The sequence below is a fragment of the Streptomyces sp. NPDC039736 genome, from assembly GCF_055596485.1.
On sequence record NZ_JBVIUQ010000004.1, the window covers coordinates 282,756 to 299,943 of the forward strand.

The 17,188-nt window shown below is 72.3% G+C and carries 11 protein-coding genes; all 11 read right to left on the bottom strand.

Features of this window, described 5'->3' with window-relative positions; genetic code table 11:
* Positions 1–48: 48 nt before the first annotated feature.
* A complete protein-coding gene (locus tag ACZ56L_RS14600; protein ID WP_471064202.1) occupies positions 49–1,653 on the bottom strand; it encodes a glycosyltransferase family 2 protein in 1,605 nt (534 codons plus the stop codon).
* Positions 1,654–2,268: 615 nt separating this feature from the next.
* On the bottom strand, positions 2,269–3,708 hold the full coding sequence (gene obgE, locus ACZ56L_RS14605) for a GTPase ObgE (RefSeq protein WP_345223027.1): 1,440 nt from the start codon (positions 3,706–3,708) through the stop codon (positions 2,269–2,271).
* 180 nt (positions 3,709–3,888) lie between these two features.
* Entirely contained in the window at positions 3,889–4,146 is a 258-nt protein-coding gene (rpmA, locus tag ACZ56L_RS14610) for a 50S ribosomal protein L27 (protein WP_018103204.1), read from the bottom strand.
* An 11-nt stretch (positions 4,147–4,157) separates the two neighbouring features.
* Positions 4,158–4,478 (bottom strand): 50S ribosomal protein L21, encoded by a 321-nt coding sequence (rplU, locus tag ACZ56L_RS14615; protein ID WP_189824244.1) that lies wholly within the window; start codon positions 4,476–4,478, stop codon positions 4,158–4,160.
* 195 nt (positions 4,479–4,673) lie between these two features.
* Positions 4,674–5,753, bottom strand: a complete 1,080-nt coding sequence (locus tag ACZ56L_RS14620; protein WP_471064205.1) for an iron-containing alcohol dehydrogenase family protein — start codon at positions 5,751–5,753, stop codon at positions 4,674–4,676.
* Entirely contained in the window at positions 5,741–6,478 is a 738-nt protein-coding gene (locus ACZ56L_RS14625; protein ID WP_471064207.1) for a phosphocholine cytidylyltransferase family protein, read from the bottom strand. The genes ACZ56L_RS14620 and ACZ56L_RS14625 overlap by 13 nt, the downstream gene beginning before the upstream one ends.
* A gap of 190 nt (positions 6,479–6,668) precedes the next feature.
* Positions 6,669–7,577, bottom strand: coding sequence for a UTP--glucose-1-phosphate uridylyltransferase GalU (galU, locus tag ACZ56L_RS14630; RefSeq protein WP_401761355.1), 909 nt, complete (start codon positions 7,575–7,577; stop codon positions 6,669–6,671).
* Between the two features lie 251 nt (positions 7,578–7,828).
* On the bottom strand, positions 7,829–12,487 hold the full coding sequence (locus ACZ56L_RS14635) for an Rne/Rng family ribonuclease (RefSeq protein ID WP_471064209.1): 4,659 nt from the start codon (positions 12,485–12,487) through the stop codon (positions 7,829–7,831).
* Between the two features lie 226 nt (positions 12,488–12,713).
* Positions 12,714–13,526: a TIGR03936 family radical SAM-associated protein gene (locus tag ACZ56L_RS14640; protein WP_468686143.1), complete on the bottom strand. Its 813-nt coding sequence runs from the start codon at positions 13,524–13,526 to the stop codon at positions 12,714–12,716.
* Between the two features lie 290 nt (positions 13,527–13,816).
* Positions 13,817–15,064 carry a hypothetical protein gene (locus ACZ56L_RS14645; RefSeq protein WP_471064212.1) on the bottom strand — a complete coding sequence of 416 codons (1,248 nt, stop codon included), beginning with the start codon at positions 15,062–15,064 and terminating at the stop codon, positions 13,817–13,819.
* 124 nt (positions 15,065–15,188) lie between these two features.
* Positions 15,189–17,114 carry a TIGR03960 family B12-binding radical SAM protein gene (locus ACZ56L_RS14650; protein WP_468686145.1) on the bottom strand — a complete coding sequence of 642 codons (1,926 nt, stop codon included), beginning with the start codon at positions 17,112–17,114 and terminating at the stop codon, positions 15,189–15,191.
* Between the last annotated feature and the right edge of the window lie 74 nt (positions 17,115–17,188).

Genomic DNA, 17,188 nt, shown 5'->3' on the forward strand with positions numbered 1-17,188 from the left:
GTTTCCCGTCGTTCGGCCCCGCTTTCCCGTGGTGCGGCCCACCGCGGTTCAGCGTGCCAGCAGCCTCTTGAGACGGTGGCGGGCCACGTCCAGCACCCCGTGCAGCCCTCCGGCGATCCGTACCATCAGTGCGCCCCGTGGCGTCACGTGGATCTGGACGAGCAGGGGGCGGCCCAGTCGCGGGACGACCCGGCGGCGGGCCACGCCGGGGTGTGCGGCGCGCACTTCGGTGGTGATGCGCTCGCCGCCCTTGCAGATCACGTCGGCCTGGACGCGCCAGGACACCAGGCGGGCGGCGTCGGCCAGGTCCTTGGTGGTCACGTCGAAGGTGGCCTGCCACCGGTCGTCGGCGCGGCGCAGGGGCTGTTCGCGGATCCTCGCGGGGAGGTCGTCGTGCTGGTCGGCCAGGCGCAGGACGGCCCGTTGCGGGTCCAACGGTCCGAGCAGGCCGTGGAGTTCCGGGATCGTCAGGGTGAACCCGAGCGTGTGCCCCACGGACACCGTGCCGTTGACGGTCACGGGCAGCTTTTCGGTGGGCAGTGCGGAGAGTCCGTCGAGGACGACCTCGGGATGCCGGCCGGACAGCGTGGGCTCCCCCGCCGAGTTGGTGTACGAGGGGGGCAGCAGCCGAGGCGGTTGGGCGGCCAGGGCCATGACCCTGTCGAGTTCCACGGGCCGCGGCCAGGCCGTCAGGGCGCGGGCCAGCCAGCGGGACGGCGTCTCGGCGCTCTCGTAGGCGGCCGGGTCGAAGTCCGCGAGGTAGGTGCGGGCGTGCTTCCACCAGTCGGCCCGGTAGTCGGGGGCGCGCTGGGCGAGTTCCCGTACGTACATGGGCAGGTCATAGTCGAGGAACTTGGTCTGGGCGGCGACCGCGAGGTCGGGCAGGTCCGCGGTGCGGAACACTTCGACCACGCGGCGGTGCGCCTCCACCCGGTGCTCCCAGTTGGCGAGGGTGGCGCGGCGCAGGGAGATGGAGAGTGCCGCGTCCGCGCGGCGTACGTGCCAGATGTAGACCGGGGTTTCGATGACGGCCATGCGGGGAGCCGCTGCGTACACCTTCGCCGTGAAGACGAAGTCTTCGTAGTGGAAGGGGCCGTCGGGGAAGACGGCGGCGTGCTCGGCAAGGAAGTCCCGGCGGTAGAGCTTGTTCACGGAGAGGGTGTCGACGAGGAATTCGGGGTGTGCGGTGATGCCCTTGAGGACGGTGCCCGGCAGGGTGGCGCCGGTGCTGGTGTCGTAGAGGGCGGGCGCCCACACGGTGTCGCGGTTCTCGGGCAGTTCGCGGCGTACGCAGCTTCCGGCGACGACGTCGATGCCGGGGGCGGCCTCGGCGAGGAGGGCGTCGGCGGCGCCCGGCGGGTAGACGTCGTCACTGTCGAGGAACATGACGTAGGGGAAGGCCGCCGCGGTGATGCCGTCGTTGCGGGGACTGCCGCAGCCGCCGCTGTTCTGCGTCCGGTACAGGGGGCGCACTCGGGGGTGTCGGGCGGCGATGGCCTCCACGGCTTCGCGGGTGCCGTCGGTGGAGGCGTCGTCGACGACGATCACTTCGCCGACGGCATCACCCTGGGCGAGGGCGGACTCGACAGCCGTGGCGATGCGGTCCGCGTCGTTGAAGACGATGACGACCACGGTGATCTGTGCGGGGTGCACCCTGAATGCTCCTCATTGATGTCGCACCGGCCGTACCGACCGGAACTCTCCGCGCGCCGCTCCCCGGAGGAAACGGGCCCCAAACTCCGGTGCAGCCGTCGTCACAGAACCGATGGCCGCACGGGGGTCTTCCAGGGTAGACGCCCTGCGTCGGGGATTCCGCTTTGCCGGTTTTCACTAGATCTCACGGCACCACCCCGGAAACCCTCGCCCAAGCAACCTTGAAGTGAACGTCGGTTCCCACTTCTCTTCACGCGGCGGTGGCAGCCCCCTTGCCGAACGACCGACACCTGCGTGCGCGTCGGCCGTCTCACCGAGAACACGGTCCTGGGTCGGCCCCGCACCGCAGGCGTGGAACATGCACTCGGAGAGTATCTGCCGCACCTCGGCAGTGACGGCACACCGTCGCCCGGCTCGACGGCATGCCGAAATCCGGTATGCCGCAACGCCGGTGCCCGCAAGGACTTCCGCCCGCACGGCCGGCGCCCGGCGGCGCGGGCGGACGGGATCACGGAAAAGAGCCCGGCACCGAGAGGGAGGTCTCGGCGCCGGGCCCCTGTCTCCCGTCGGACACCGACGGGAGGAACAGCCGACGAGCAAATAACTGACGATGCGTCAGAAAGGCTTGAACTCGTCGTATTCCTTCTGCGAATTGTCGCGCTCGGCCTCGCGGTCCTTGCGGCGGGTGGCCGCGGGGCGCGGGGCGTCGAGACGGTGGTCCTCGCCGCGACGGCCGAGCATCTCGGCGCCCGCCATGACGGTGGGCTCCCAGTCGAAGACGACCGCGTTCTCCTCGGAGCCGATCGCGACGGCGTCACCCGCGCGGGCACCCGCCTTCATCAGTTCGGTCTCGACGCCCAGGCGCGAGAGACGGTCGGCGAGGTAGCCGACGGCCTCGTCGTTGTTGAAGTCGGTCTGCTGCACCCAGCGCTCGGGCTTCTCGCCGCGCACCCGGAAGACGTTCTCGACCTCGTCCTTGACGACCTTGAAGCCGCTGTCGTCGACCGCCTTCGGGCGGATGACGATGCGGGTCGCCTCCTCCACCGGCTTGCGGGCACGCAGCTTGGAGATGCCCTGGGCGAGGGCGAAGGACAGTTCCTTCAGGCCCACCCGGGACACGGCGGACACTTCGAAGACCTTGTAGCCGCGGGCTTCGAGTTCCGGGCGGATCATGTCCGCGAGTTCCTTGCCGTCGGGGATGTCGACCTTGTTGAGGACGACGAGGCGCGGCCGGTCGTCCAGGCCGCCGTACAGCTTGAGCTCCTCCTCGATGACGTCGAGGTCGGAGATGGGGTCGCGGTCGGACTCCAGCGTCGCCGTGTCCAGGACGTGCACCAGGACCGAGCAGCGCTCGACGTGCCGCAGGAACTCCAGGCCCAGGCCCCGCCCCTCGCTGGCGCCGGGGATCAGACCGGGGACGTCGGCGATGGTGTAGACGGTGGAGCCCGCGGTGACGACGCCGAGGTTGGGGACCAGCGTGGTGAACGGGTAGTCCGCGATCTTCGGCTTGGCCGCGGAGAGCACCGAGATCAGCGAGGACTTCCCGGCGCTGGGGTAGCCCACCAGGGCCACGTCGGCGACGGTCTTGAGCTCCAGGACGATGTCCGCGGACTTCCCCGGCTCGCCGAGCAGCGCGAAGCCGGGGGCCTTGCGCCGGGCGGAGGACAGGGCGGCGTTGCCGAGGCCGCCGCGGCCGCCCTCACCGGCGATGTAGGTGGTGCCGTGGCCGACGAGGTCGGCGAGGACGTTGCCCTCCGTGTCGAGGACCACGGTGCCGTCCGGCACGGGCAGGATCAGGTCCTGGCCGTCCTTGCCGGAGCGGTTGTCACCGGCGCCGGGCTGGCCGTTGGTGGCCTTGCGGTGCGGGCTGTGGTGGTAGTCGAGCAGGGTGGTCACGGCCTGGTCGACGACGAGGATGATGTCGCCGCCGCGGCCGCCGTTGCCGCCGTCCGGGCCGCCGAGCGGCTTGAACTTCTCACGGTGTACGGAGGCGCAGCCGTGGCCTCCGTTACCCGCGGCGACATGCAGTTCGACGCGGTCCACGAAGGTGGTCATGGGTGTCCTCCAGTACAGGTAATGCGGAATGTCTACATACGTAACACGCCGAGGGCGGACACGCTTCCCCGTAGCCGGGAAAGAGCGTCCGCCCTCGGAACGTGCGGTGTGTCGCTCCGAGCACCTCGTGGAGGCACTCGACCGAGCGCCTCTGCGAGGTGCTCGGGAAAGCAGGCTTGTTCAGCCGGCGATCGGAACGATGTTCACGACCTTGCGGCCACGGTGCGTACCGAACTCGACCGCACCGGCGGCGAGAGCGAACAGCGTGTCGTCGCCACCGCGACCGACGCCCGTGCCCGGGTGGAAGTGGGTGCCGCGCTGGCGGACCAGGATCTCACCGGCGTTGACGGCCTGGCCGCCGAAGCGCTTGACGCCGAGCCGCTGAGCGTTGGAGTCGCGACCGTTCCGAGTGGACGATGCGCCCTTCTTGTGTGCCATGTCTCAGTCCCTTACTTCGCAGCCGTGGGGATACCGGTGACCTTGATCGCCGTGTACTGCTGGCGGTGACCCTGGCGACGGCGGTAGCCGGTCTTGTTCTTGTAGCGGAGAATGTCGATCTTCTCGCCCTTGTGGTGGTCCACGACCTCGGCCGTGACCTTGATCCCGGCCAGGACCCACGGGTCGCTGGTCACGGAGTCACCGTCGACAACGAGCAGCGTCGAAAGCTCGACCGCGTCGCCAACCTTGGCAGTGGAAATCTTGTCAACCTCAACGATGTCGCCGACAGCAACCTTGTGCTGGCGACCACCGCTGCGCACGATGGCGTACACGCGGATCTCACTTTCACTCGAAGACGGGACCCCTGATGCCAGCCGCTTCCGGCGCGAAACAGGACGAGCGGCCTCTCCCGCAGGCACCGAAGTGATCCGGGAGGGGGTTGCTCAGGGGTTTGGCGCACAAAAAGACGCCGACGGTCAAGGTTACGGGGCCCCGACCGGCGGGTCAAACCGGGCTGACGCCCGCCGTCACGGCTGTCCATCCGACGCGCCGACGGCCTTCACCAAGGAGTTGTACGCGTCCCTGATGCCGTTCTCCGACAGATCGAGGTGCTCCAGGATGGTGAAGCGCCCCGGCCGCGTCCGCGGCGCGTACCGGACGGCCGCCACGAACTCCTCGACGGTGAAGCCGATGTCCCCGGGCAGCACCGGCAGGGCGTGCCTGCGCAGGACGTCCGCGAAGAGACCGGCCTCCTCGTGCGCCCCGCGCAGGTGCATCGCGAAGACCGCGCCGATGCCGACCTGCTCGCCGTGGAGCGCCGAGCGCTGCGGGTACAGCAGGTCGAAGGCGTGACTGATCTCGTGGCAGGCGCCCGATGAGGGCCGGGTGTCGCCGCTGATCGACATGGAGATGCCGGACAGCACGAGGGCCTCCGCGAGCACGGTGAGGAAGGCGTCCTGGGTGATGTCGCCGGGGTGGCGCAGCACCGCCTCGCCGGCCTGCCCGGCCATGGCGGCGGCCAGGCCGTCGACCTTCTCCCCGTTGACCTCGTGGGAGAGTTCCCAGTCGGCCACGGCGGAGATGTTGGAGAGGGCGTCGCCGATTCCGGAGCGTACGAAACGGGGCGGGGCGTCCCGGATGACGTCGAGGTCGATGAGCATCGCGAGGGGCGTGGGCACACCGTAGGAGCCGCGTCCGTCGTCATTGTCCAGGATCGACACCGGGGAGCACAGGCCGTCGTGCGAGAGGTTCGTCGCGACGGCGACCATGGGCAGCCCGATGCGGGCGGCCGCGTACTTGGCGACGTCGATGATCTTCCCGCCGCCGAGGCCGACGACCGCGTCGTAGCGCTTGCGGCCCTTCATCTCCTCGGCGAGCCGCACGGCCGCGCCGATGGTGCCGTCGGTGACGGGGTACCAGTCGGCGTCCGGCAGGACGGGCGCGAGCCTCTCCTTCAGCGCCAGGCCCGAGCCGCCGCTGATGGCGACGGCGAGCGCGCCCGAACCGGAGATCCGCTGGTCCGCGAGGACGTCAGCGAGGCCGTCGAGGGCTCCGCGGGAGATGTCGACGGCGACCGGCGAGGGGATCAGCCGGGTCAGTACCGGCATGCGATCTCCCGGCCCCTGGCGAGGTCGTCGTGGTTGTCGATTTCGACCCAACGCACGTCGCCGATGGGGGCCACGTCGATCGTCATGCCGCGGTTGACGAGCTCCTGGTAGCCGTCCTCGTAGTACAGGTCGGGGTCCCGCTCGAAGGTCGCCTTCAGGGCGTCGGCCAGTTCGTCGGCGGCCTCGCGCTCGATGAGGGTGACGCCGATGTACTCACCGGTGGCGGTCGCCGGGTCCATCAGCTTGGTGATCCGGCTGACGCCCGTGGCGGGGTCGACGATCACCTTCATCTCCTCGTCGGCGAGGTTCTTCACCGTGTCGAGGGCGAGGATGATCTTCTTGCCGTCGCCGCGGGCGGCGAGCAGGGTCTCCTCGACGGAGACGGGGTGGACGGTGTCGCCGTTGGCGAGGACGACACCGTTCTTGAGGACGTCGCGGGCGCACCACAGGGAGTAGGCGTTGTTCCACTCCTCGGCCTTGTCGTTGTCGATGAGCGTGAGCGTGACGCCGTACGTCTTTTCCAGCTCCTCCTTGCGCGCGTAGACGGCCTCCTTGCGGTAGCCGACGACGATCGCGACCTCGGTGAGGCCGACCTTCGCGAAGTTCCCCAGGGTGAGGTCGAGGACGGTGGTGTCGCCGTCGACGGGCACGAGCGCCTTGGGCAGCGTGTCGGTGTGGGGACGCAGACGCCGTCCGGCGCCCGCCGCCAGTACCAGGCCGATCATGGGGTTCTCCTTCGTGCGGTCGTGCGGGGTGTGCGTGGTCGCGCGGGGGTCGTGCGGTCGTGCGGTAGTGGTCGTGCGGTGGTGCGGGGCAAAGAGTACGGGGCGGCCTCCCCCGGTGGTACGAGGGTGACCGCCCCGAGAGGCGTCCCGCGAGGGCGCCGTGGCTCCGTCGCGGACTGCCGGAGGAGGACTACATCTCCTCCGCGACGTAGCCGCGCAGCCACGTCTTGAAGTCCGGGCCGAGGTCCGCGCGCTCCGCGGCGAGGCGGACGATGGCCTTCAGGTAGTCGCCGCGGTCGCCCGTGTCGTAACGGCGGCCCTTGAAGACGACGCCGTGCACGGGGCCGCCGACCGCCTCGTCGGCGGCCAGCGTCTGGAGGGCGTCGGTGAGCTGGATCTCGCCGCCGCGGCCGGGCTCGGTCTTGCGCAGCACCTCGAAGACGGCCGGGTCCAGGACGTACCGGCCGATGATGGCGAGGTTGCTGGGGGCGTCCTCGGTGGCGGGCTTCTCGACCAGGCCGTTGATCCTGACGACGTCGCCCTCGGCGGTGGCGTCGACGGCCGCGCAGCCGTACAGGTGGATCTGCTCCGGGTCGACCTCCATCAGCGCGACGACGCTGCCGCCGTACGTCTGCTGGACCTCGACCATGCGGGCGAGGAGCGGGTCGCGGGGGTCGATCAGGTCGTCGCCGAGGAGGACGGCGAAGGCCTCGTCGCCGACGTGCGGGGCCGCGCACAGCACCGCGTGGCCGAGACCGCGCGGGTCGCCCTGGCGGACGTAGTGCATGGTCGCGAGGTCGCTGGACTCCTGGACGCGCGCGAGGCGGTCGGCGTCGCCCTTCTTGGTGAGCGCCGACTCCAGCTCGTAGTTGCGGTCGAAGTGGTCCTCGAGGGCGCGCTTGTTGCGGCCCGTGATCATGAGTACGTCGGAGAGTCCCGCCCCGGCGGCTTCCTCGACCACGTACTGGATCGCGGGCTTGTCGACGACCGGCAGCATCTCCTTGGGAGTGGCCTTGGTCGCGGGCAGGAAGCGGGTGCCGAGCCCTGCGGCCGGGATGACGGCCTTGCGTATGGGGCGAGGGGTGGCGCTGTTGCTCATGAGGTTTCGAACTCTCCGTTGTTCAGGGTCATTTCACGGCCTTCGGCCCCGGGCCCCGATCGGATGGCCGGGCAGGGCCCCGGGCGGATCTCGGACAGGTCCCGGATACCAGGGTGGCCAGCGCCCGATCGGCGCTGGCCACCCGGTTCCGGCCGAGGCCGGTTCCGCTGGGTACTGCGAGTACTGCTGGTACTGCGAGCCCTGCTGGTACTGCTGGCGCCGCCCCGGGATGCGGGCGGACCGGTGGAGCGTCAGTCCTGCGCGGGGGCGGACACGGAGGGGAGCGTCTGCTCCGCCGCGGCCGTCTTCTTCGCAGTCTTCTTGGCCGCCGTCTTCGTGGCCGTCTTGGTCGCCGTCTTGGCGGTCTTGGCGGCCGTCTTCTTCGCGACGGTCTTCTTGGCGGCGGTCTTCTTGGCCGCCGCCTTCTTCGCCGGAGCGGCCTTCTTGGCGGCGGTCTTGCGTGCCGTCTTCTTGGCCGGGGCCGCGGCCTCGTCGCCTTCCGACGCCGCTGCCTCGGTCACCGCTGCGTCCGTCACCCGTGCGTCCGTCACCGATGCTTCCGCCGTCGGTGCGTCCGTCGGCGCTTCGGCAACCGGTGCGTCGGACGCCTTCGCGGCGGACGCCGACGGCGCGGCGTCCACGACGAGCACGGCCGCCTCGGTGGACCCGGCGGGCGACCCCGCCGGAGCGGTGGCCTTCCGGGTCGCCCTGCGGCGGGCCCGCGGCGGCGCCGCGTCCGCCACGGGAGCGGCGGCGGCCTCCGCCGCCGGAGCGGCCGGGGCCTCCACGACCGGGGCGGGAGCGGCCGCAGCCGGCTCCACCGCGGTCGCCTCGTCGGCCGGGGTCTCCTTCGGGGCGCCGGCCGGAGCCGACGCCTTGCGGGTCGCCCTGCGACGCCCGCGCGGCGCCGCGGCGGTCTCCTCGGCCACCTCCTGGGCGACCGGAGCCTCCTGGACGACCGGAGCCTCCTCGGCGACCGGAGCCTCTTCCGCGGCCGGGGCCTCGGGGGCCTGCGGTGCGGCCGCCTTCGCCTTCATCGGCGACGCGTTCTCGATGTAGTCCGCCGGCGAGGTCCTGCCGCGCGGAGCACCGGCCGGGGCCGACGCCTTGCGCGAGGCCCGCCGACGGCCGCGGCCGCGGGTCGCGGCGGCCTCGGCCTCCGCGGCGCTGCTGTAGAGCTCCTCGTCCGGTACGAAGTCCGGCGAGGGCAGCGCGACCGGCGCGGCCACCTCGGCGGCGACCTCCGCCTCCGTCTCCACCTCCAGGGGCTCGTCCGCGTGGTGGTCGTGCCCGTGACCGGAACCGTTGTCCGGGGCGGAGTGCTCGGAGTGACCGGCACCGGAGGCGTGCTCGACGTGCTCGGCATGGTCGGCGTGCTCGGAGCCGCTGCCGCCCTTGCCGCGCTTCTTCGAGCGCTTGGAGCCGCCACCGCCGCCCAGGGCGGTCGGCTGCTCCATGTGCACGATGACGCCGCGCCCGTTGCAGTGGACGCAGGTCTCCGAGAAGGACTCCAGAAGGCCCTGTCCGACCCGCTTGCGGGTCATCTGCACGAGGCCGAGCGAGGTCACCTCCGCCACCTGGTGCTTGGTGCGGTCGCGTCCCAGGCACTCCAGGAGGCGCCGCAGCACCAGGTCCCTGTTCGACTCCAGGACCATGTCGATGAAGTCGATGACGACGATGCCGCCGAGGTCGCGCAGCCGCAGCTGGCGCACGATCTCCTCGGCCGCCTCCAGGTTGTTCTTGGTGACGGTCTCTTCGAGATTGCCGCCCTGCCCGGTGAACTTGCCCGTGTTGACGTCGACGACGATCATCGCCTCGGTCTTGTCGATGACCAGCGAACCGCCGCTGGGCAGGTAGACCTTGCGGTCCAGCGCCTTCATCAGCTGCTCGTCGATCCGGTACGTCGCGAAGACGTCGACTTCCGACGTCCACCTCGACAGCCGGTCCGTGAGGTCGGGGGCGACATGGGCGACGTATCCGTGAATCGTCTGCCAGGCGTCGTCACCACTGACGATGACCTTGGAGAAGTCCTCGTTGAAGATGTCGCGGACGACGCGGACGGTCATGTCCGGCTCGCCGTAGAGCAGCGTCGGGGCGTTGGACGCGCCGTTGCTCTTCGCCTTCTGCTGGATGTCCTCCCACTGCGCCTGCAGTCGCTCGACGTCGCGGCGCAGCTCGTCCTCGCTGGCGCCCTCGGCGGCGGTGCGCACGATGACGCCCGCGTCCTCGGGGACGATCTTCTTGAGGATGGTCTTCAGCCGCGCCCGCTCGGTGTCGGGGAGCTTGCGGCTGATGCCGGTCATGGAGCCCTCGGGCACGTACACGAGGTAGCGGCCCGGCAGGGACACCTGGCTCGTCAGACGTGCGCCCTTGTGGCCGATCGGGTCCTTCGTCACCTGTACGAGGACGGACTGGCCGGACTTGAGGGCGGTCTCGATGCGGCGCGGCCCGTGGGCCATGCCCAGCGCCTCGAAGTTGACCTCACCGGCGTACAGGACGGCGTTGCGGCCCTTGCCGATGTCGATGAACGCGGCCTCCATGGAGGGGAGGACGTTCTGCACCTTGCCCAGGTAGACGTTGCCGACGTAGGACGTCGACTGCTCCTTGTTGACGTAGTGCTCGACGAGGATGTCGTCCTCGAGGACGCCGATCTGGGTGCGCTCGCCGTTCTGGCGGACGACCATGACGCGCTCGACGGCCTCGCGGCGTGCCAGGAACTCCGCCTCGGTGATGATCGGGACGCGGCGGCGGCCCTGCTCACGGCCTTCGCGGCGGCGCTGCTTCTTGGCCTCCATACGGGTCGAGCCCTTGATGGACTGGACCTCGTCGAAGCCGGTGCCCGGCTCGCGCTCGGCCTCCTTCTTGCGGGGCTCGCGGACCTTGACGACGGTGCGCTCCGGGTCGTCGGAGCCGGACTGCACCTCGTCGTGCCCGGAGTCGCCGCTGCGACGGCGGCGACGGCGCCGACGGCGGCTGCTGGCGGAGCCGGCCTGGTGCTCGTCGTCGTGGTCGTCGGAGTCGTCCTCGTCGGAGGCGTGCTCCACGTCCTGCTGCGGCTCGGGGGCGTCCTCGTGCCGCTTGTGGCCGCTGTCGCGCTCGTTGTCGTTGTCGTTGTCCTCGACGTCGCCGTGCTCCAGGGCCTCGCCCCGGCGGCGGCGACGGCCACCGCGACGGCGGCGGCGGGCGCGACGGTCGTCGGGGTCGTCCGACTCGTCGTGGCCGTCGGCCTCGTGGCCCTGCGCGGTGTCCTCGTCGGCCGCGTCGGCTGCGTCCTGCGGGGCTTCCCGGACCTCGGTACGGGGCTGCTCGGCCGGGGCGCTCTCGCCGCGCCGGCGGCGACGGCGACGGCTGCCGGACTGCGCGGGCTCCGCCTCCTGCACGGGCGCCTCGACGACGGCCTCGGCCTCGGTGGTCTCTTCCTCGGCGTCCTCCGGCTCCGGCTCCTCGACCGGCGCGGAGGCCGCGGCCATGGCGGCGGTCTCCGGGGTCTGGAACATGGGCTCGGCGAAGACCGGCGCCTGGAAGACGGCGACGGCGGGCCGCTGGGCACGACGGCGCGAACGCGGCGCGTTCTCCTCGGCCTTCTCCTCGGCGGCGGGCGCGGCAGGAGCGGTCTGTTCGGCGGTGAACTTCGGGGTGGCGACCGGACGGCTCGCCCGACGACGGGTGCGGCCTCGCGGCGCCTCGTCCTCGACGGTCTCCTTCGCGGCTTCCCGCGGGGTCTCCTCCGCGGCTTCCCGCACGGTCTCCGGTACGGCGACGGGCTCGGCCGGGGCCTCGGCCTGCGCGGGCGCACCCGCCGGGGCGGTGGCCTTGCGCACGGCACGGCGGCGCGTACGCGGCGCGGGCGCCTCCTCGGCGGTCGGTGCCTCCTCGACGGGCTGTTCCTGCTGCTCCGGCACGGCCTTCTCCGCCGCGGCCTCCTCCGGTACGGCGACGGGCTCGGCCGGGGTCTCGGCGGCGGCCGGCGCGGGCGAGCCCGCGGGGGCGGAGGCCTTGCGCACGGCACGACGGCGGGCGCGGGGCGCGGGCGTCTCCTCGGCGGCGGTCTCGGCGACCGGGGCGGGCGTCTCGGCCACGACCGGCGTCTCCTGGGCGGCCGGGATCTCCTCGGCGGGGGCGGCCGCGACCGGGGCGCCCGCCGGGGCGGTGGCCTTGCGCACGGCACGACGGCGCGTGCGCGGCGCGGGAGCCTCCTCGGCGGCGGGCTCCGCTACAGGGGCGGGCTCCGCCACGGGGGCGGGCGTCTCCTCGGCCTGGGGCTGCTCGGCCTGCTTCTGCTCCGTCCGGGGCTGTGCGGCGGCACCGCTCTTGCGCGTGGCGCGGCGGCGCGGCGGCGCGGCGGCCTCGGCCGGGGCCTCGTCAGCGGCGGGGGCCTCCTCGGCGACGGCGGGGGCGGCGCCGGCCTCGACCGGGGCGCCCGCCGGGGCGGTGGCCTTGCGCACGGCACGACGGCGCGTACGCGGCGCGGGAGCCTCCTCGGCGGCGGCCTCGGCGGCCGGGGCCTCGTCGACGGCCGGGGCGGCTGCCGGTGCCTTCTCGGCGGCCTGGGCGGGCGGGCCCGCCGGGGCGGACGCCTTGCGTACGGCACGACGGCGCGGACGCGCGGGGGCGGCGCTGTCGCCGGTGCCGGCGTTCGCCATGTTGCCGGTGGTGCCGGTGGTGCCGGTGGTGTCGGCGTTGGCAGCGTTGTTGGTGGTGTCGGTCACGGCACCCTCTCCGGCCGGTATGGCCGAAGCCGCGGCCTCTACGGTCTTGGCGGCATCCGACGGGTCCGGCTGGTCCTGCTGGGTCGCGCCGCCCCCGGGGGGTCCGGCGGGACGCGAGGCCGCGCGGCGCCTGCGGCGCGGCGGCAGGGTGTCGCTGGGCGAAGTGTTGTCGGCCTCAGCGGGGTCGATCGGCTCAAGCATGCGGGGTTCTCCCGTCGCGCTCCCGGGCGCCGCGCCTGGATCCGGTCCGGCCGCGGCCCTCGCGTGGTGCGGGGCCACCGTCCGGGGCGCGGGCGCCGCACGGGAGCTGATCTCTAGCTCGCCGGTTCCGTATGCACGAGACGTACGGCCTGGCGAAAGTCCGGTTGGTTACGCGGCCCGACCCAGGTGGCTCCCGAGTGCCAGGGCTGCGCTGCGGCGACTGTCCTTACGCGGAACCGGAACCTTCAGGCACCTTCGCGGCGGCGGCTGCGGGGGCTGTGGTAGAGCCTGCCTGCACTGCCTCGCGGTCGGGCGCGAGCGGGTCGGTCACCGTTCCGGACTCCTCGTCGAGAAGCCCCTGCGCCAGCCTGGTCACCGCTGCGGGGACCGGCGGCGCCAGGTCGGCCACAGCGTGGAGACCGGAAAGGACGTCGTCGGGTCGTACGGCGGGTGTCATGTGCCGCACTACCAGCCGCAGTATCGCACAGGGCTCCGCCGGGGGCCTATCGCCTGCCTCACCCTGCGGGGCGGCCACGCTCTCGGCGAGCGGTACGGCGGCCATCTCGACGACGGCCTCGCGGGCGTCGAAGCTGCGCATGCCGTTCTTGGTGCGGCGCTGGACCTCGACGGTCCCGGCGGCGAGGAAGGACTCGACGGCCTTGGCGGCCTGCTCGCCGGTGACGCCGTTCAGCCGCAGTTCCCAGACGGAGGCGGTGAGCCGGTCGGCGAGGCCGGAGGTCCGGGCCTCGACCGCGTCGACGATGTCGAGGCCGTCGGGCATCGACGCGTCGAGCAGCCCGCGCAGGGTCTGCGGGTCGCGGGGCGCGGTGAGGGCGATCTCCAGGTACTCGGCCTCGGAGCCGGTGCCGGTGGGCGCCGCGTTGGCATAGCTGACCTTGGGGTGCGGGGTGAAGCCCGCCGAGTACGCCATGGGCACCTCGGCACGGCGCAGGGCGCGCTCGAAAGCGCGCTGGAAGTCTCGGTGGCTGGTGAACCGGAGGCGGCCTCGCTTGGTGTAGCGCAGTCGGATGCGCTGCACCGCCGGTGCGGGCGGCGGGCCTTCGGGCTGTCGCTTGCCCAGTGGTTCTTCTCCTCGGTGCGGGGCGGCGCGTCTTCCGCGCGCCCACGGGCCTGTGGGGTGTCCCCGTGCGGCGTCTCCCGTTCCGGTCCGGCCCTGCGGAGCAGGGGGCCTCGGTGGGGGTGCTGCGCCGGGGCAGTCTTTGTACTACCCAGAGTACGCGCCGGGGACCGGGCTGGTTCCCGGGGCAGGGGTGATCCACTCCTGCGGACCGTCCCGCGCGGGCGTCGGCGGGCCGTGCCGCGCGGGGGTCAGGGGCGGGGCTTCTCCAGGAGCGGGGCGGACGCCTCGGTCGGGCGCGCCGGGGCCGGGGGGCGCTGCGGGGAGCCGACGAGGCCGCGCCAGAGGTCGCGGCGGGTGTCGCGGAAGGCGGTGCGGGCCGCGCTAAGGGCCTCGCGGGCCGAACGGCCGGCTTCTGCGGCCGCCCGTCCGGCGGGCCGCCAGACGTCGTCGCGCAGCCAGCGGCCCACGGGGGTCATGACGGTGCGGTACGTCCAGGCGAGGGGGCGGCCCAGCGCGTTCCACGCCAGCCACTTCGCGGCGCGGCCGAGCGCCCGGGACACGTACCCGGCGACCTGCCAGCAGACCCCGAGGGCGGCCCCGACCTCGCGGGCCAGCCACAGCACGGGCCGCACCAGCAGCGTCCGCACGCTCCACGCGACGGCCCGGCCGAGCGGGGTGAGCACCGCCCCGTACAGCCACCCGGCGGGGACCGCCACCAGGGTGCGGCCGGTCCACTTCAGGGCGGTCCACAGTCCGCGCGCGGCGGCGGCGAGCACGCTGCCGAGGTGGCGGGCCAGCCACCCGACGGCCCGGCCGGCCGGCTCCAGCACCCAGGTCCACAGTGCGACCAGCGGTACGACCACCAGCCGGGCGACGAGGAACCGGAGCGCCGTCCACAGCGCGCGTCCCGCCGCCGCTCCCCCGGCGCCCAGCACCCGCCCCAGCCACCGCAGCCCGCGCCCCAGCGGCGTCAGGAGCCACTGGTGGACCCAGCGCCCGGGGGCGGCGACGCCGTGACGCCACAGCGCCACCCACAGGGAGACGAACAGCAGCTCCGCGAGCACTCGCAGCCCGTGGCCCAGCGGTGTCAGCAGGGTGCGGTGGAGCCACCGCGCCAGCGGGACGGCCACGTGCCGCCCGAGCGCCGCCCACGGTGTGACGAACACCGCTCGCCCGAGCCGCTTCAGGCCGTGTCCCAGGGGCGTGAGCACCGCCGCGTACAGCCACCCGGCGGGAATCACCACCAGGGTGCGTCCGAGCCGGGCCAGGGCGCGCCCGAGCGGGATGAGCACGGTGCGCCGCAGGAGTTCGCCGCCGGTGCGCACGAGGTCCCACACCACGCGTACGGGCAGGACGAGGACCAGCACCACGATCCGTACCGGAATCCGCACGAAGGCCGTCAGACAGCCCTCCTGCCGCACCGGCGCGGGCGCCGGTGGCGGCGCTGCCGCGGTGGCCGGCGCCGGTGTTCCGGGTGGTCGCTTGTCGAGATCCATGGCCGTTCCTCCCCCGTTTCCGTACAGGACGCCGCGGCGGTCTTTGTGGATGCTCTCGCGGCGGGACGGAAAAAGGGCCCGGCCGGGATGCGTTCCCCGGCCGGGCCCCTCGGTTCGGTTGCGGCTACTTCACGACCGACAGCGGCAGCAGTTTCTTGCCCGTCGGGCCGATCTGGATGCTGGTGTCCATCTGCGGGCAGACGCCGCAGTCGAAGCACGGGGTCCAGCGGCAGTCGTCGACCTCGGTCTCGTCCAGGGCGTCCTGCCAGTCCTCCCAGAGCCAGTCCTTGTCGAGACCGGAGTCCAGGTGGTCCCAGGGCAGCACCTCTTCGTAGGTGCGCTCACGCGTGGTGTACCAGTCGACGTCGACGCCGTACTCCGGCAGCGTCTCGGCGGCCGCCTGCATCCACCTGTCGTAGCTGAAGTACTCGCGCCAGCCGTCGAAGCGGCCGCCGCCCTCGTAGACGGCGCGGATGACCGAACCGATGCGGCGGTCGCCGCGCGAGAGCAGGCCCTCGACGATGCCCGGCTTGCCGTCGTGGTAGCGGAAACCGATGGAACGGCCGTACTTCTTGTCGCCGCGGATCTTGTCGCGGAGCTTGCCGAGGCGCTCGTCGGTCTCCTCGGCGCTGAGCTGCGGCGCCCACTGGAAGGGCGTGTGCGGCTTGGGCACGAAGCCGCCGATGGAGACGGTGCAGCGGATGTCGTTCTGCCCGGAGACCTTGCGGCCCTCGGCGATGACGTTGACCGCCATGTCGCCGATCTGCAGGACGTCCTCGTCGGTCTCGGTCGGCAGGCCGCACATGAAGTACAGCTTCACCTGACGCCAGCCGTTGCCGTAGGCGGTGGAGACGGTGCGGATGAGGTCTTCCTCGGACACCATCTTGTTGATGACCTTGCGCATGCGCTCGCTGCCGCCCTCGGGGGCGAAGGTGAGGCCGGAGCGGCGGCCGTTGCGGGTCAGCTCGTTGGCGAGGTCCACGTTGAACGCGTCGACGCGGGTCGAGGGCAGCGAGAGGCCGATCTTGTCTTCCTCGTACCTGTCGGCGAGGCCCTTGGCGATGTCGCCGATCTCGGTGTGGTCCGCGGAGGAGAGCGAGAGGAGACCGACTTCTTCGAAGCCGGTGGCCTTCAGGCCCTTCTCGACCATCTCGCCGATGCCGGTGATGCTTCGCTCCCGCACGGGGCGCGTGATCATGCCGGCCTGGCAGAAACGGCAGCCGCGGGTGCAGCCGCGGAAGATTTCGACGCTCATGCGCTCGTGGACGGTCTCGGCGAGCGGGACGAGGGGCTGCTTGGGGTAGGGCCACTCGTCGAGGTCCATGACGGTGTGCTTGGAGACCCGCCACGGCACACCGGACCTGTTGGGCACGACGCGGGCGATACGGCCGTCGGGGAGGTACTCGACGTCGTAGAACGCCGGGACGTAGACGTTGCCGGTCCTGGCGAGGCGGAAGAGGACCTCCTCGCGGCCGCCGGGGCGGCCCTCCGCCTTCCAGGTCCGGATGATGGCCGTCATGTCCAGGACGGCCTGCTCGCCGTCGCCGATGACCGCGCAGTCGATGAACTCCGCGATCGGCTCCGGGTTGAACGCGGCGTGGCCGCCCGCCAGGACGATCGGGTCGTCCAGGGTGCGGTCGGCGGCGTTCAGCGGGATGCCGGCCAGGTCGAGGGCGGTGAGCATGTTGGTGTAGCCCAGCTCCGTGGAGAAGCTGAGGCCGAACACGTCGAAGGCCTTGACCGGGCGGTGGGCGTCCACCGTGAACTGCGGCACGTCGTGCTTGCGCATCAGTTCTTCGAGGTCGGGCCACACGCTGTAGGTGCGCTCGGCGAGGACGCCCTCCTGCTCGTTGAGCACCTCGTAGAGGATCATGACGCCCTGGTTGGGGAGTCCGACCTCGTACGCGTCCGGGTACATGAGCGCCCAGCGGACGTCGGCGCTCTCCCACGGCTTGACGGTGGAGTTCAGCTCACCGCCGACGTACTGGATGGGCTTCTGCACGTGCGGCAGGAGGGCTTCCAGGCGGGGGAAGACCGACTCAACAGGCATCGCGGTGTCTCTCATGAGCGGGCAGGGGGGACCCTCAAGCCTAACGCGGGTACGGGGTGCCGGTGCACGTCCGG

What these genes read in the sequence shown, in the direction of transcription:
- rpmA (WP_018103204.1), bottom strand. Translation starts at nt 4,146, where the DNA reads ATGGCACACAAGAAGGGCGCATCGTCCACTCGGAACGGTCGCGACTCC.
- obgE (WP_345223027.1), bottom strand. Translation starts at nt 3,708, where the DNA reads ATGACCACCTTCGTGGACCGCGTCGAACTGCATGTCGCCGCGGGTAAC.
- ACZ56L_RS14645 (WP_471064212.1), bottom strand. Translation starts at nt 15,064, where the DNA reads ATGGATCTCGACAAGCGACCACCCGGAACACCGGCGCCGGCCACCGCG.
- ACZ56L_RS14620 (WP_471064205.1), bottom strand. Translation starts at nt 5,753, where the DNA reads ATGCCGGTACTGACCCGGCTGATCCCCTCGCCGGTCGCCGTCGACATC.
- ACZ56L_RS14635 (WP_471064209.1), bottom strand. Translation starts at nt 12,487, where the DNA reads ATGCTTGAGCCGATCGACCCCGCTGAGGCCGACAACACTTCGCCCAGC.
- ACZ56L_RS14625 (WP_471064207.1), bottom strand. Translation starts at nt 6,478, where the DNA reads ATGATCGGCCTGGTACTGGCGGCGGGCGCCGGACGGCGTCTGCGTCCC.
- ACZ56L_RS14650 (WP_468686145.1), bottom strand. Translation starts at nt 17,114, where the DNA reads ATGCCTGTTGAGTCGGTCTTCCCCCGCCTGGAAGCCCTCCTGCCGCAC.
- galU (WP_401761355.1), bottom strand. Translation starts at nt 7,577, where the DNA reads ATGAGCAACAGCGCCACCCCTCGCCCCATACGCAAGGCCGTCATCCCG.